The 15,586-nt window shown below is 31.9% G+C and carries 12 protein-coding genes; 7 read left to right on the forward strand and 5 right to left on the reverse strand.

Annotated elements, in window-relative coordinates; genetic code table 11:
* Positions 1 to 36 precede the first annotated feature (36 nt).
* Positions 37 to 771: a hypothetical protein gene (locus WHA43_RS00375; protein ID WP_105045207.1), complete on the reverse strand. Its 735-nt coding sequence runs from the start codon at positions 769 to 771 to the stop codon at positions 37 to 39.
* Positions 772 to 873: 102 nt separating this feature from the next.
* On the opposite strand from WHA43_RS00375, the gene WHA43_RS00380 reads away from it, so the two are divergent.
* Positions 874 to 2,298 (forward strand): ATP-dependent DNA helicase, encoded by a 1,425-nt coding sequence (locus tag WHA43_RS00380; protein WP_105045208.1) that lies wholly within the window; start codon positions 874 to 876, stop codon positions 2,296 to 2,298.
* Here WHA43_RS00380 and WHA43_RS00385 read toward each other — a convergent pair.
* Complete coding sequence (locus WHA43_RS00385; protein WP_105045209.1) at positions 2,295 to 3,245, reverse strand: lipid A deacylase LpxR family protein; 951 nt, start codon at positions 3,243 to 3,245, stop codon at positions 2,295 to 2,297. The genes WHA43_RS00380 and WHA43_RS00385 overlap by 4 nt on opposite strands.
* A gap of 93 nt (positions 3,246 to 3,338) precedes the next feature.
* Between WHA43_RS00385 and ppk2 (WHA43_RS00390) the strand changes: the two genes are divergently transcribed.
* Genes ppk2 (WHA43_RS00390) through WHA43_RS00405 form a run of 4 tightly spaced genes read left to right on the forward strand, consistent with a single transcriptional unit; the run spans position 3,339 to position 10,412 of the window.
* Positions 3,339 to 4,199, forward strand: coding sequence for a polyphosphate kinase 2 (gene ppk2, locus WHA43_RS00390; RefSeq protein ID WP_105045210.1), 861 nt, complete (start codon positions 3,339 to 3,341; stop codon positions 4,197 to 4,199).
* A gap of 4 nt (positions 4,200 to 4,203) precedes the next feature.
* Complete coding sequence (ppk2, locus tag WHA43_RS00395; RefSeq protein ID WP_105045211.1) at positions 4,204 to 4,989, forward strand: polyphosphate kinase 2; 786 nt, start codon at positions 4,204 to 4,206, stop codon at positions 4,987 to 4,989.
* A gap of 57 nt (positions 4,990 to 5,046) precedes the next feature.
* Positions 5,047 to 9,459, forward strand: a complete 4,413-nt coding sequence (locus WHA43_RS00400; RefSeq protein ID WP_105045212.1) for a gliding motility-associated C-terminal domain-containing protein — start codon at positions 5,047 to 5,049, stop codon at positions 9,457 to 9,459.
* Positions 9,459 to 10,412 carry a PorP/SprF family type IX secretion system membrane protein gene (locus tag WHA43_RS00405; RefSeq protein WP_105045213.1) on the forward strand — a complete coding sequence of 318 codons (954 nt, stop codon included), beginning with the start codon at positions 9,459 to 9,461 and terminating at the stop codon, positions 10,410 to 10,412. Before WHA43_RS00400 ends, WHA43_RS00405 begins: the two co-directional genes overlap by 1 nt.
* Positions 10,413 to 10,417: 5 nt before the next feature.
* Here WHA43_RS00405 and WHA43_RS00410 read toward each other — a convergent pair whose 3' ends face one another.
* The gene (locus WHA43_RS00410) at positions 10,418 to 11,056 is read right to left on the reverse strand and encodes a hypothetical protein (protein WP_105047226.1); all 639 of its coding nucleotides are present in this window, start codon (positions 11,054 to 11,056) and stop codon (positions 10,418 to 10,420) included.
* A 64-nt stretch (positions 11,057 to 11,120) separates the two neighbouring features.
* Between WHA43_RS00410 and WHA43_RS00415 the strand changes: the two genes are divergently transcribed.
* Both WHA43_RS00415 and WHA43_RS00420 read left to right on the forward strand, forming a co-directional pair.
* Positions 11,121 to 11,669 (forward strand): DNA mismatch repair protein MutS, encoded by a 549-nt coding sequence (locus tag WHA43_RS00415; protein WP_105045214.1) that lies wholly within the window; start codon positions 11,121 to 11,123, stop codon positions 11,667 to 11,669.
* 23 nt (positions 11,670 to 11,692) lie between these two features.
* Positions 11,693 to 12,829, forward strand: a complete 1,137-nt coding sequence (locus WHA43_RS00420; protein WP_105045215.1) for a cysteine desulfurase family protein — start codon at positions 11,693 to 11,695, stop codon at positions 12,827 to 12,829.
* 420 nt (positions 12,830 to 13,249) lie between these two features.
* Here the strand turns inward: WHA43_RS00420 and WHA43_RS00425 are convergent, their stop codons facing one another.
* Complete coding sequence (locus WHA43_RS00425) at positions 13,250 to 13,417, reverse strand: hypothetical protein (protein ID WP_170039477.1); 168 nt, start codon at positions 13,415 to 13,417, stop codon at positions 13,250 to 13,252.
* Positions 13,418 to 13,445: 28 nt separating this feature from the next.
* Positions 13,446 to 15,581, reverse strand: coding sequence for a T9SS type A sorting domain-containing protein (locus WHA43_RS00430; RefSeq protein ID WP_105045216.1), 2,136 nt, complete (start codon positions 15,579 to 15,581; stop codon positions 13,446 to 13,448).
* Positions 15,582 to 15,586 lie beyond the last annotated feature (5 nt).

Genomic DNA, 15,586 nt, shown 5'->3' on the forward strand with positions numbered 1-15,586 from the left:
GATAGAATCTTATTGTTAGTGTTTTTTAAAGATATGTTACTCCTGCTTTTTTTCACCTGGTTTATCGTAAGATGGTGGCCAGTTTCCTCCGGTTGTTACTTCATCTAATGAACCTACAGAAACGTATTCACCTTTAATTTGATCAGTTTCTATAGCTTCTAATTCTTGTTTTACCAATGATTCATTCATACCTGCTAAAATTCCTTTTTTAGAAGTTCTAGCCATGAAAGTAGGAACGATCAAACCTTGAACTTTTTCAACTTTTGCAACTTCTAATTCAAATTCTACACCTTCAACTCCAGGAACTTTGAACATGTTTTTGTAATCACGACCTTCAAAATATTTTAACACAGGCTCATAACCAATCGTATCTGTTACTCTTCTTTCAACATCTACAATAATTCCACCACCTCTGTTTTCTTTTTCTACAATTGTTCTAGTTTCAGTTATGGCAAGTTTGGCTTGTTCAATGAAAGCAATTAACAATTCTTTGTTGTTGGTATATCTTCCATATTTTTCGTAGAATTTTATTTCAGCATCTCTGATGATTTTTAAATTCTCAACAACTGGTGCATATTTTTTAACTTTATCTTTGTTAAATTGGATAGGCTCCATAATACCTCCATAGATTTTAAATCCTAAGAAAACTGCTACAGCTAACAGTATAATTGAAGGAATCCAACGTAAGTTTAATGGAAGATATTTAACAATTGCAAAAGCAAGAAGAACAGCTACTAAGACAGCTCCTATAATCATTAGTAATAAACTCATTTTATTTTGTTTTTAATAGTAATAAGGCAAATCTACAATTTTTTTTCAATCATAAAAACTTTTATTTGTAAAGAAAGGTATCTTTGTTGAATTATATTTTTTATGATTCAAAAACCCGTTGATTTTTACAAACAATTATGTGTAAACTTTCCTTTTTTGGCAACAGAAAAGCAAGATTTACTGCTTAAATTGTTGAGTATTTTTATTTTTGAAACCAACAAAGAAAGTCTTTTTTTGTTGAAAGGTTATGCAGGTACAGGGAAAACAACAACTATAAGTACTTTTGTAAATGCATTAAAATTTGCAGGAAAAAAAGCGGTTTTATTAGCGCCAACAGGAAGAGCTGCAAAAGTGATTTCAGTATATTCAAAAAGACCAGCATTTACGATTCATAAAAAAATTTATTTTCCCAAAAAGCAATCAAATGCATCAATTTCATTTGTGCTGCAACCCAATAAGCACACAAACACTATTTTTATTGTAGATGAAGCTTCTATGATTCCTGATGAAAAACAACATCAAAATTCGTTTGAAACTACATCTTTGTTAGATGATTTGATTTCGTATGTTTATTCAGGTCAAAATTGCAAGTTGCTTTTTATTGGAGATACAGCCCAACTTCCACCAGTAAAATTAAATGTTAGTCCTGCTTTAGATTTAGACATTTTAACCAGACATTATTTTAAGGATGTTAAAGAAATTGAGTTGGATGAAGTGATGCGTCAACATGAAAATTCGGGAATTTTGTTCAACGCAACTCAATTGCGAAAATTGATTCAAAATGATGGAAATCCATTTCAATTTGAAGTAAAATTTCCTGATATCAAAAGATTGGAAGATGGTTATGACATTGAAGATGCCATTTTGGATGCATACAATTCAAATGGAGTAGAAGATACTGCATTTATTGTGCGTTCAAATAAGCGTGCGAATGAATACAATCAGCAAATTCGGATGCAAATTCGAGGTCAAGAAAATACCATTTCTGCTGGAGATTACATCATGGTTGTGAAGAATAATTATTTTTGGTTGGATGAAACTTCGCCTGCAGGTTTTATTGCGAATGGAGATATTTGCGAAGTGTTGCGGATTTTTACCATCAAAGAGATTTATGGATTTTCATTTGCGGAAGTTACCCTCAGAATGATTGATTATCCAGAAATGAATCCTTTTGAAACAGTTTTACTTTTAGATACTTTGACTAGCGAAAGTCCTTCCTTGACTTATGAAGAAACCAATAAATTATACCAAGCTGTAAAAGAAGATTATGCTGATGAAACTTCTAGTTACAAACAATTATTGGCAATCAAAAAAAATCCCTATTTCAATGCGTTGCAAGTCAAGTTTTCATATGCCATAACTTGTCATAAATCGCAAGGTGGACAGTGGAAAACTGTTTTTGTTGAGCAACCTTATTTGCCTGATGGTGTTTCAAAAGAATACTACAGATGGTTGTATACAGCCATTACAAGAGCTCAAGAAAAGTTATATTTGATAGGATTTAAAGATGAATTTTTTGCTAGCTAATGCAATAAATAATGAACCGCAATTGTTCCAAATTTATTTCCATAGGTATATTTTAATCCTTCAGATTGACTTGTATTGTAATTAAAAACGTATCCAAAATGGAATCTATTTGCGGTGAATTTCAGTCCAATTTCAAGATTAAATACAACAGGAATCAATTCTTTAGTTACTGCACTTCCAGGATTTAAAAAACTTCCTTGAATGGTTGCATCATAAATTGCATATCTAACAGTTGGTTTTATAAAAAGAAAAGATTCAATTTCTCTAACATCATTCGTATTTTCATCATTCAAATTGGTTTTAAAAGCAATAGAATTCGCTAATTTTTGCAAAGGTTTAAAACCAATTCTGCCATAAAATCCAGTAGAAATATCTGTAAAAACAGTTCCTATATTTGCAGTATTTATCCATGAAATATCATACATACCTGAAGAATCTTTACCAATATATGAGATGTATTCTGTGCCAAAATTAATTCCGATTGCATTTTTAATTTGATATTCCCAGCCAGTTCCTAATTTAAAACCATATAACTTGTGAATAAAATCTTGAATTTCTTTACCAAATGCATTTTCTCCAATCATACCAATATCAAAAGAAGTTGTCAGGATTTTGTTAGTTTTATAAACATTTGAAATAGCAAAACTTCCGTATAAATAGCCTGCAAAAGGTCTGTCATGTTCATTAATTGAAGTCACATTTGGCTTATTTGGCGTGTACATTTTATGACCAATTTGCCATTGGAAAATTCTTTTTTCTAGAGATTCTTTGTTGTTTTCTGCTAAATACCTGTAGTTTAAAAACATGCCATTTGTATAATATCGATCTCTGACAAAAGAAACATACAAATCGTTGTCATTGATAAAACTGATTTCTTTTGAAAATTTTTGTTGAGAAAATATCCAAAATGCATTCAAAACCAATAATAGAAACAGAAAATTTTTCATAGACCACAAATATAAATGAACAGATGTAAAATCATTCTTTTTTAACACAATTGTCAAAAAAAGGTTTTATTTTAGTGCTATTAAATGAACTCGATGATTAGTAAAGAAACGCTGTCTGCAGAAGATTTTCAAATTATAAAAAGTAATCAAGAATTACTTGCCAAAATAAAAGAGAAAAACATTTCTTATACCAAAGTACAAGAAGCTTTAACCTATAACAACGAATTACGGCTTTTACAAATTGAATTGGTAAAATTACAACGCCATATTTCCAACCATAATATGAGAGTTGCTGTTATTTTTGAAGGAAGAGATGCCGCTGGAAAAGGAGGAAATATCAGAAGATTTATGGAGCATCTCAATCCAAGGTCTAGTAGGTTAGTAGCATTGAATAAACCCACTGATATTGAAAAAGGTCAATGGTATTTTCAAAGATATATCAAAGAATTACCCAATCCTGGCGAAATTGTTTTTTTTGACAGAAGTTGGTACAACAGAGCAGTTGTAGAACCAGTTATGGGTTTTTGTTCAGAAAATCAGTACAGGAATTTTTTGGTGCAAGTACCTGAATTTGAGCATATGATGTATGAAGATGGTGTTGTAATTATTAAATTTTGGTTGTCAATAACAAAAGAAGAACAGTTAAAACGCTTTGAAGCTAGAAAAGAAAATCCATTAAAACGTTGGAAATTTAGTCCAGTTGATAAACAAGGTCAAATTTTATGGGATAAATACACAGAATTCAAAGCAGAAATGTTTTCTAAAACTCATACAACTTATAGTCCTTGGATGATTATCAAAACTAATAATAAAAAAGTTGCCAGATTAGAAGCCATGAGACATGTTTTGTCGCAATTTAATTACGAAGGAAAATCGCAGGCAGGTACTGTACTTACTCCAGATCCAAATGTGGTGATGCGTTATTTTCGTTCTAATATTCATCAAATAGATTAGTGTTATGAATATACATCTAAAAGAAGAGGATTTAAAAAGGTTGAATTCCAAAAAAGGGTTTTTAGCATTGCTTTTAAAAGAACCTTATAATGTTGAAAAGGCACTAAGATATATTGATTATCAAAAGAAAATCGAAAAATTACAGGCAGAATTGATTCGCCTTCAAACTTGGGCAATTAATAATGACGAACGAATTATCATTGTATTTCAAGGAAGAGATGCAGCAGGAAAAGGCGGAGCTATTAGACGCGTAACTGAGCGTATCAATCCACGTCACATGCGAATTGTTGCCTTGCCAAAACCATCAAAAGACGAGGAATCTCAATGGTATTTTCAGCGTTATGTAGAGCAATTTCCAAAAGCTGGTGAAATGGTTTTTTTTGACAGAAGTTGGTATAATAGAGCAGTTGTAGAGCCTGTAAACGGATTTTGTACTCAAGAAGAATATGAAATTTTTATGAATCAGGTGAATGATTTTGAACGAATGATTTTAGAATCAGGCATTCATTTGGTTAAAATTTACATGTCAATTTCAAAAACGGAACAAGCAAAACGTTTTGCGGACATCAAAAATGATCCATTAAAACAATGGAAAATGACCAAATTAGATGAAAAAGCACAAGAATTATGGGATCAATACACAGCATATAAAAATGCCATGTTTGCAAGGACGAACACTAAAATCTCACCATGGAAAATAATACGTGCCAATAGAAAAACAGAGGCAAGAATAAACGTAATCAATCATATTTTAAAGATGATTCCTTATGATAAAAGTATTGAGATTTAAGTAAAAGAATTATCGAAAAAATTGATTAAATTTGAGTGATTTCTCCATTTTCCCTAAATGACAAAAAGCACCTTAAGTTATGCAATTTTATTAATTTTCATAACACAATTTTTATACGCTCAAGCACCTCCAATTGCTGTTGATGACAATGTATCAACATTAAGAAATACATCATTATCAGTTGTAATTCCTGGAGTTTTGGCAAATGATACTGATGCAGATGGTGATGTACTTTCTATATCACAATTTACAGTAAATGGTGCTTCGTTTGCTGCAGGTGAAACAGCCACTTTTTCTGAAGGATCATTAACTATTGCTGCTGATGGGAGTTATACTTTCTTTCCGACTACTAATTTCCTTGGAGTTGTTCAAACTATCAATTACACTATAACTGATGGAACTTTTACAAGTTCAGCAAATTTAAATATTACGGTTTTGCTGCCACCTGCACCACCTGTAGCCGTAATAGATTATGATACTGCTGAAATCAACACTACCTTAACTGTTGCCGCTCCTGGAGTATTGGCGAATGATACTGATCCTAATAATGATGTACTTTCAGTAACGCAATTTACTGTAAATGGAATTACTTATCAAGTAGGGCAAACCGCTATTTTAACTCAAGGTTCAATTTCAATTGCTGCAGATGGTAGTTATGTTTTTGTACCCGCGCCAAATTATATTGGAGACACTGTTCCACCAATTTCATATACAATTACTGATGGAACATTTACAGCCTCTGCAATTTTAGATATTACTGTTCAAAATATTGATAATTTATTAGAATTAACTCAACTTTCTAGCTGTAATCAAGGTTTTACATCTGATGGAGAGTACAAAGTAAGATATACAATTGTTGTTTCAAACAAAAGTACTGCAAGAGATTATCATCCTACAAGCTTGATAAAAAACATTGATATTACAAACAATTTACAAGCGACTTTTGGAAATGGTTGTGTGGTGGATGTTACTGAAGTAAGTATATCAAACAATACTTTTACACGCGATTATTTGAATCCTCCTGCAGGTTATCCTAGAGAATTTACAAACAATGCAGTGAATGAAGGATTTTTAAATATTTCATCAAACTCGATTTTTAGCACTGATGCCATTAATAATTTAACCTTGTATCCAAGGCAAAATGTTACCATTAATTTTTGTGTAACAATCAGACCTTTTTGTGATGGAAGACCCAATCCAACTCCATCTGGATCAGGAATTGATTTTGAAAACACCATCAATATTACTTCAGATAGAGGAAATGCAACTGCCTCATTTTTACTTACTGATTTTCATACAACAGAAGCAATTGTTTCAGCAGGATTGTATATTCCCGAGTTTAATGATTCTTTAAATCCTCCTGGAGTCATCAATTTTGATGGAACTTATGATTATGCAAACAGAGTAATCATTACTAACGAAGGAATTGGAACTGCTCAAAACATCAATTTTAATATGGGTTTGGGTAGTTTTTTAGACAACGGAATTACCTTTTCTGAAATTAGAATTCAACAAGTTTCCGGTCCAACAGTCACCATAAATAGTAATTATGACGGAAATACGGAAACTTTTTTATTAGCTCCCAATAATTCATTAGCTGCTGATGAAAAAATTATTTTAGAGCTGTATTATGTGATTGCACCTTATGCCTCAACAGCTTATAGTTTTTTTAATCAAATTACTAGGTCTCAAACTCAAGGAAGTTTGGATGGTTTTGACGAATTAACTGCCAATAGTAAAAGGCGAAATTCATTTGTTTTATGGTCTGATAATTTGGGAAATCACGTAGATAGATATTACAAAACCAATTCAGCAACGAATAGTGTTTCTTCAGCATTGCAATGCAATTGCAACACATCAAGCATGCGTTTTTTATTTACTGCTGCTTCAAGTACCTCCAAAGTAATATCAAACGTAAATAAAATTCCGAACGGAATTTTAGAACACGAGGAAATTACCTATCAAATTACCATTAAAAATACAAGCGAATCTGTTCAACTTACCAATTTACAAATCCAAGACAACTTAACAACTACTTGCGGAGGTAATATTATTTCTGTTGGAACACCCATAATTTCAAGTTCTTCAGCTACTTCAAATCCAACATTAAATTCGAATTTTAATGGTACTTCCAACACAAATTTATTTTTAGGTTCAGATGGAATTTTACGAAAAGATGAAACAATTACTGTCCAATTTTCAGTGGTTTATAGTGAAACTTGTAGTGGAATAAATAGGGCAATTTTCACCTCAAGAAATCCCCTGAATGGCGCAATTACTTCAGCCCAAAGTATTTCTGTAAATGCCTCAACAGATTCTGATAATGACGGAATTGTAAACACAATAGACCTTGATGATGATAATGATACCATTCCTGATATTTTAGAATACAATGGTTTACATCCGTTAGATGATGACGATAATGACAATATTCCCAATTACAGAGACACTGATTTTGGTTCAGATACGAATGCTGACGGAATTGTAGATTTGTTTGATTTTGACAACGACGGAGTTCCAAATCATTTAGATTTAGATAGTGATAATGACGGAATTTTTGATATTGTAGAAGCAGGAAATTCGCTTTCTGATACTAACAGAAATGGAGCTACAAATAATCCTGTTGGGGCAAATGGTTTGGATAATTCTAAAGAAACCAATGATTCCACAAATGCCAATATTTCTTACACGATTCCAAATACAGACAATAACGGAAATCCAAATTTCTTAGATATTGATGCAGATGATGACGGAATTGTTGATATTATTGAAGCGCAATTAACAGCCAATTTTATTTCACCAAATGGTATTTTTTCTGAAACCGGGATTGATACTGCTTTTCCAAACGGAATAATTCCAATTGATACTGATGCAGATACAATTCCAGATTATCTAGACATCAATTCTGATAACGATATTAGAAATGATGTTGTAGAAGGTTGGGACACAAATGCTGATGGAAATCCTGAAATTATACCCTTAATTTTAGATGCAGATAATGATGGTTTGGATGATGCTTTTGATACCAATGATAGTTTGGTGAATCCTACTAACGGACAAAATCCAACGAGTTTTCCGAATGCAGATAATTCAGATACTCCAGAAAGAGATTGGAGAGAACTCATCGCAATTCAGGTAAATATTGATAATGTTTCTGTAACTGAAGGCATTGATTTGATTTTTACATTCTCGTTAGTTACTAAAAATGATGAAACAATTGCCATCGAAAGTGCTTCACCAATTGTCATCAATTTGACAACTTTAAATGGCACAAATACCACAACAACTTATGACGTTGCAACGTCTCCTTTTGATTTTCTTGGAATCACAAATCAAACTTTTACAATTCCTGCAAATACATCTTCAGCTCAATTTACCATAATTTCTTTTGAAGATCCAATTTTTGAGCAAACTGAACTTTTTACCTTGCAAGCGAGCATTGTTTCAAATAACACATTAAATAAAGAAATCAGCGCAATAGGAACCATTATTGATAATGATTTGCCACCTTCAATCACAATGAATAATTCCAGAGAAAATGAAGGAGTTGCATTGTCACACACAATTTCCATTTCGCATCCAAGTTCAACACCTATTACTATTGATGTAAAAACGTTTGATAATATTGCCATTAGTCCAAATGATTATAAATCCTTTTCTGAAATTCTAACAATTAATGGCACTACTGATCCAAGTAATTCGAATACTGAAATTTCATTTTCAATCAATTCAAATACAGATAATTTGAATGAATTGGATGAAGAAACTATCAATGTTATTGGCACAGTAACAACTACCAATGTTGGCAATCAAGACTTACAAAAAACAGCGACCATTGTTGATATTGATCCAAATCCAACTATTTTTATTGATGATATCATTGTGGAAGAAGGTGAAATTATGGAATTTTCCATCAACTTATTGAATGCGAATTCTGAACCAATGCAAAATTATGCAGCCATTAATCTTACCTTAGAAACCATTGATTTAACAACTTTTGCCAATGAAGATTACGATTTTGTAAACGTTTTAAGAACAATTCCTGCACTTTCTTTTGGCATCAAGCAAACTGTAAATACCATCAATGACAAATTAAATGAAGATACTGAAACCTTTATTTTACAAGTAACAACTAATTTAGATAATGTTTCAAATACGGTTTTACCATCAGGATTAGGAACCATCAAAGACAACGATTATCCAAATTTATTTTCACCAAATGGCGATGGAAAAAGCGATGTTTTTGAAATTTCAGGAATTGCAGATCTGTATCCAAATTTTAGAATTAGAATCTACAATCGTCAAGGAAATGAAGTGTTTAATTACAGCAATAATGGCAATACAAATCCTATTTGGTGGGATGGAACTTTTAGTGGAAAACCTTTACCAACAGGCGTTTATTTTTACACATTAGAGTATAATGATGGTGTTACAAAACCCAAAACGAACTTTATACAATTGATACGATAATGAAAAAACTTGGTCAAATTGTATCTCAAAAAACCACTCAAAATCGCTACTTTTTTGGGTTGATGTTGTTGTTTGTAAGTTTTGATTTTTGGTCTCAACAAGTGCCACATTACACCCAATATTTGTACAATATGCAAATTATAAATCCAGCTTATGTTGGTACAAGAGCAGAATTGAGTGCATCATTATTATCTCGTGAACAATGGGTTGGCATTGAAGGTGCACCAAAAACACGCACTTTTTCTATCAACGCAAGATTGAGAAGAGGTTTAGGAGTAGGAACTACTTTTGTAAATGACAACATTGGTTTGTCAGAAACGAACAATGTAAATATTGATGTTTCTTACACGTTAATCACCTCACAATACAGCAGATTATCTTTCGGATTGAAAGGCGGAATGACTTTTTTCACCAACAATTTGGCTGACGGAATTACGCCCGATAATGATATTTATGAAACGACTTCTGGTAATTTTCCGAATGTTGGTTTTGGAGCCTTTTTTTACAATCAAAAAATGTATGCAGGAATATCAATTCCGCATTTGTTAGAAACACCTCAGTTTTACATCAACGATTCTTTCAATCAACCAAGATTGTCAGAAAATCCGAGTGTTTTTTTAACAGCAGGAACTTTGTATGATCTAACAGAAAACATCAAATTGAAACCATCAACAATGATTCGTTATACAAAAAATTTGCCTTTATCTGTAGATGTAAATCTCAATTTGTTTTATAAAAATCTTTTTGAAGCGGGTGTTTCTTATCGCCATCAAAGTACGGTAAGTGCCTTATTTGCAGTAATTTTAAACAAGAAATTCAGAGTGGGTTATGCCTATGATCATAAATTTGATTTTACAGGAGGAAATTTTGGTACCCACGAAATCATTCTTCATGTAGACATCAATTTGCAAAGAAATACGCATTGGCTGTTGAGTAATGAATGTTATTTTTAATTTTTTTAGAGTAAAAAAGGCAATTTTTGTTTTACCTCATTAAAAATAAAGTAGATTTCACCTGCAATTTGCTTGTTAATTTCCATATATTTTTCCTCTTGTAACAAGGTTCCATCACTGTTTTTTGGATCTTCAAAAGGCAACTGAAAAACATATTTTGTGCCAAGATAGGCGCAATTTACGTCTGCATTTGAACAAGTAGAAATTGCTATAAAATTCAATGGATTTTCAGGATGTTCTATCAATTTTGAGTGGCCAATAATGTATTTTTTTGTGCCATCAAATGAAATTTCATATTTCGGATTTTGATGCGAAAAATCAGACAATTGAAACGAAAATCCTGCTTTTTGAAGTGTTTTTATAGTACTTCTGTTAAATGAGGTAACTTCAAATCCGCCAGAAAATGAATGAATATTTAACTTAAAATACGTTGCAGCAAAAAAAGCCCACACTTGCGCAATTTGACTTCTTCTGGAGTTTTTTGTACAAATGAAAGTAAGATTTACAACTTCATTTTTTTCGTATGTTGTAGCAATGGTTTTCGCAATTTTTAGCAAATTGTTTTTTCTATTTTCTGGTATAAAAATCTTTTTTGAAGCTTTTTCAAAGAAGTTTTTAGTAGAAATAGATGAAGTCTTTAACATCTTAGTATTTTTGCAACAAAAATAAATCATTTCGATTTCGGTTGAAATTAAGGAATAGTTAAGAATGCGTTTAGAAATTGGAAATAAAGTGGCAGTTTTGGATGATGTTTTGAAAGGAATCATCACTAAAATTGATGGAAAAAATGTTCAAATCAGAACTGATGACGGCATGATTTTGTCTTTTTTAGCCACTGAATTGGTGAAAATTGAAAAAGATCAATACGAACTTTCTAAATTTTCGGACATCAATCATCAATTGTTGAAAGAAAAAATTGCTTCACAACCATCCAAAAAAAGTGCCTTTAAAAAGGAAAAGAATGAAGTGATTTTTGAAGTTGATTTACATATCAATCAATTGGTAAACTCAACAAGAGGAATGGATAATTTTGACATGTTGAATTTGCAATTAGATACTGCTAAACGAAAATTAGAATACGCGATTTCTAAAAGAATTCCGAAAATTGTTTTCATTCATGGAGTAGGAGAAGGTGTTTTAAAATCTGAATTGATTCGATTGTTTCAAAAATATCCGGTAAAGTTTTACGATGCTTCCTACAAAAAATATGGTTTGGGAGCTACTGAAGTAGTTGTTTTTCAAAATGGTAATTTCTAATTTGTAAACCGTATTTTTGCATCATGAAAGCAATTTATTTAGACAATGCTGCAACTACAATGATTGATGCTGAAGTTTTATCAGTAATGCATGCTGCGTCTTTAGAAAATTATGGAAATCCATCTTCCACACATCAATTTGGTCGTAAAGCAAAATCAGCCATTGAAACTGCTAGAAAAAACATTGCAAAACACTTCAATGTTTCTGCAAGCGAAATTATTTTTACTTCAGGAGGTACAGAAGCTGATAATTTAATTCTTCAAAACGCTGTTTTTAATCTAGGAGTTCAACGAATTATTAGTTCAAAAATTGAGCATCATGCAGTGTTGCATACCTGCGAATTTTTAGAAAAAACAAACGGAATTCAATTGGATTTTGTTCAATTAGATGCTCAAGGAAACATTGATTTGCAACATTTAGAAACGCTTTTAGCAACTTCTGATAAAAAAACATTGATTAGTTTAATGCTTATCAATAATGAAATTGGAAATTTACTATCAACACATGAAGTATGTGAATTATCCAACAAATACGAGGCACTTTTTCATTCGGATGCTGTTCAAGCAGTTGGGCATTATAAAATTGATTTGCAGCAAACACCCATTGACTTTTTGGTTGCAAGTGCTCACAAATTTCATGGTCCTAAAGGTGTTGGTTTTGCCTATTTTAAAAAAGGTTTTGGAATTATGCCGCTTTTTCATGGAGGCAATCAAGAAAAAGGAGCAAGGTCTAGTACCGAAAATGTACACGGAATTTTAGGTATGGAAAAAGCCCTAGAAATTGCGTGTAAAAATCTAGAGAATGATAAAAAATACATCAATACTATTAAAAAATATTTTATTGATGAGTTGCAATTTCATTTTAAAAATTGTGCATTTAATGGAACTTCATCAGACTTAAATAAAAGTGCATATACTATTTTAAATGTTCGTTTTCCTATTAAAAACGACTTATTACTTTTTAGTTTAGATATGGCAGGAATTGCCGTTTCTGGAGGTTCAGCTTGCCAAAGTGGAAGCAATAAAGGATCACACGTTTTAAGAGAAATTTTGACTCATGGTGAAGCAAACGAAACTTCCATACGATTTTCATTTTCAAAATTCACCACCAAAGAAGAGATTGATTTTACGATTGTAAAATTAAAAGAGCTGCTAAAATAGCAGCGATTTGTAACAATTACTCCTTTCCAAGCTTGATAGAATACAATTCGTTTAATTGTTGTTAGTTTGCGCTTTATTGTTAATACGTTCCTCTTTATTGTTGATGTATGTTGTCTTATTGTTAATACGTTTTGCTTTATTGTTGGTGTATGTTGTACTATTGTTGATGTGTTCCGCTTTTCCTTTGTTACATTCCTGTAGCGGTATGAACCAACAATAATGCGTATTGAAGTAAAAATAGGATGACAAAGACCAAAGCACTTACGACATGTATTTACTAATGAGAGGAATATATTGAAAAACTTACGGAAAGGCATATAAATGCTTTAATTACATTTACAAAATGGAAAGCTTATAAAATTAAAAGAGCTGCTATTTTAGCAGCTCTTTTGTTTACACACTTCACTAAATTTATTGATATTAAAATCCAGTTCCTGGTTCAGCAGGACTTTGAGCCTGCGCTTTTTTAGGACTTAAAATAAGGTAGGTTCCAATTGCAGTTAAGGCTGCATATTTACCGTAAGTTCCTATTTTTTTGATAGCCTCTTTTCTTGTGATTTCTTCTGAGTTTTTATCTTGATTTTTCATGATGTCTTCTTTTTTAAAATGGGATTAATTATTCTAAAACGATTTTCTTGTTCAATTTGCCAGCAGCAGTTTCTACTTGTACAATGTACATTCCTGTTGACAATTTTGGTAATGAAATCTCTTTCACTCCTGTTGAACTAAAAGAAGTTTGCATCACTTGTTTTCCTAAAATGCTGTACATTTTTACATTGGCATTTCCTGATGGTAAACCAACTACTCTCAAAGTATTGTTGTTGATGGCATATATGCTTGTGTTTTGTAAAGCGATATCATCAGTACTCAATACACCTGATGCTTTGGTGTGTAAAAAGAAACGTCCTGTTCCGTTTAAAGCATCATTCAAAGTTACTTTGTAAGAAGTGTTTGCTTGGTCTAAACGAGTAATGGTATTTGTTACTCTATCTTCTAAGAATACTTTTACATCTCCAGGTAAATTCATAGCTTCTGCAGTAAACGTGATTTCTTTACCAGCAGCTGCTTTTACACCTACAGGAACAATCATGGTTTCCATTTCAGCAATTGGTAATGATTGAACTTGGAATTTTTTACCCTCGTTGTTTTCTAATAAGTTTGTAAATACATCTACATTGTTTTCAATACCTCCAAATGTTTCGCCGTCAAAACCGTTGTCAAAACCTTTAGTTGCATTGTCTAGGTAATACATTTTAGCAAAACGATCAGCAGAACCATCATTCATCATTAATTTTACTTCTATTTTGGATGATTTTTGGAAAGTGTCAGCATTGTGTAGTTGATTTGATGCTGTAAAATCAACAGTTGTACCACTAGTTGCTTTTACAAAAAAACCTTGACCTGGAGCAACTTTAAATTCATCAACAGCAGAATATGTAATGTAATTATTCGTTGCTGAATCCCATACCCAAATATCTGCAGGAAATAAGTTTGTATTATCTTCTAAGAAAGTTTTACTATTTATAAAAGAAGTATATGGGTTCCCCACTAAATTAAAATATCCAGTTACATCAGAAGTAATTGAAACATTAACATCAGCTGTGTTGATTGTTCCTGTAAAAGAAAGGTTTCCTGTGCTTCCTAGTTTAGCTGAAAAACCTTTTCCTGCTGCCAATGCATCTGTTGATGCAGTAGTAAAATAACTCCATTGATTTGTAGTTGGCGTATATGATGCAAAGCCTATTCTATCACCACCTGATCCAGGCGCAAAATTATTATTTGCTCTCATGTCTGTCATATCTTCTCCAGAAACTGGTGAAGAAACCAAATGCCAACCATTTAAATTTCCTGAAACAAAATCAATGGCTCTATTGTATGTTACATTTCCTGTTGAGGTTCCGTTTACGATTAAAGAGCTTCCTGAATTAATGTTTAAATTTCCATTAACTGTAAGATTACCAGATATAGTTGTATTACTGTTAGTACCAATGTTTACAGTACTACCAGCCTGAACTTCTAAGTAAGGAATTGTAATATTTGCATCGGAAGCAACAGTACTATTGTTTGTGATTGTATATTTACTATCAATGCTTAAATTATTAAAACCAAAATTTTGACCTCCACCTTGATTAGTAGTTTGAAATTTAATACTGTTTATTCCTGAAATATTGTTAGTTGCTGTAAAGTTTGATCCATTTCCAGATCCGAAAGAGTAAGAATATGTACCATCTTCATTATAACTAAAAGTAAATGCTAGACTATTATTTGCTGAATACATTTGACCAGAATCAAAATCTGACCCTCCGTCATTAATTCTCCATCTATCATCCCCTCCAACAAATTTTAGAGTAAATACAGGAGCACCATCATCTAAAAGTTGAACAAAAATTTCACCATTAATAGTTGCTGTGTGTCCAATATTTACTGAAATTTTTTCACCCATTTTTAGAGCTGATGAAAAATTTCTTTGCGCAGCAGCAAAGTTTCCACTATTCTCTGAGTAAATTCCAAAGCTAGGATCTCCTTGTCCAGTTCCACCAATATAGAATCCACTGTTCGAAACACTATTTGTAAATACCCAAGTACCAAATCCTGACCCTTGATTTGATCCATTAGTCCAAGTTCCTCCATAATTTCCAGCAATATCAGATGCTGTATTAAATGTTGTTGTTCCTAATTGAGCAAAAGATTGTACGCTAATAAAAAGCATTAGAAACAATCCTCCCAAAATTTTAAAATAATTTTTTTTCATGTTTT

It is taken from the genome of Polaribacter gangjinensis, assembly GCF_038024125.1.
GTDB classification, from domain to species: domain Bacteria; phylum Bacteroidota; class Bacteroidia; order Flavobacteriales; family Flavobacteriaceae; genus Polaribacter; species Polaribacter gangjinensis.

Coding starts and splice junctions, on each gene's coding strand:
- WHA43_RS00430 (WP_105045216.1), bottom strand. CDS start 15,581: ATGAAAAAAAATTATTTTAAAATTTTGGGAGGATTGTTTCTAATGCTT.
- WHA43_RS00380 (WP_105045208.1), top strand. CDS start 874: ATGATTCAAAAACCCGTTGATTTTTACAAACAATTATGTGTAAACTTT.
- WHA43_RS00410 (WP_105047226.1), bottom strand. CDS start 11,056: ATGTTAAAGACTTCATCTATTTCTACTAAAAACTTCTTTGAAAAAGCT.
- WHA43_RS00385 (WP_105045209.1), bottom strand. CDS start 3,245: ATGAAAAATTTTCTGTTTCTATTATTGGTTTTGAATGCATTTTGGATA.
- WHA43_RS00400 (WP_105045212.1), top strand. CDS start 5,047: ATGACAAAAAGCACCTTAAGTTATGCAATTTTATTAATTTTCATAACA.
- WHA43_RS00405 (WP_105045213.1), top strand. CDS start 9,459: ATGAAAAAACTTGGTCAAATTGTATCTCAAAAAACCACTCAAAATCGC.
- WHA43_RS00375 (WP_105045207.1), bottom strand. CDS start 771: ATGAGTTTATTACTAATGATTATAGGAGCTGTCTTAGTAGCTGTTCTT.
- WHA43_RS00425 (WP_170039477.1), bottom strand. CDS start 13,417: ATGAAAAATCAAGATAAAAACTCAGAAGAAATCACAAGAAAAGAGGCT.
- WHA43_RS00420 (WP_105045215.1), top strand. CDS start 11,693: ATGAAAGCAATTTATTTAGACAATGCTGCAACTACAATGATTGATGCT.
- ppk2 (WP_105045210.1), top strand. CDS start 3,339: ATGATTAGTAAAGAAACGCTGTCTGCAGAAGATTTTCAAATTATAAAA.
- ppk2 (WP_105045211.1), top strand. CDS start 4,204: ATGAATATACATCTAAAAGAAGAGGATTTAAAAAGGTTGAATTCCAAA.
- WHA43_RS00415 (WP_105045214.1), top strand. CDS start 11,121: ATGCGTTTAGAAATTGGAAATAAAGTGGCAGTTTTGGATGATGTTTTG.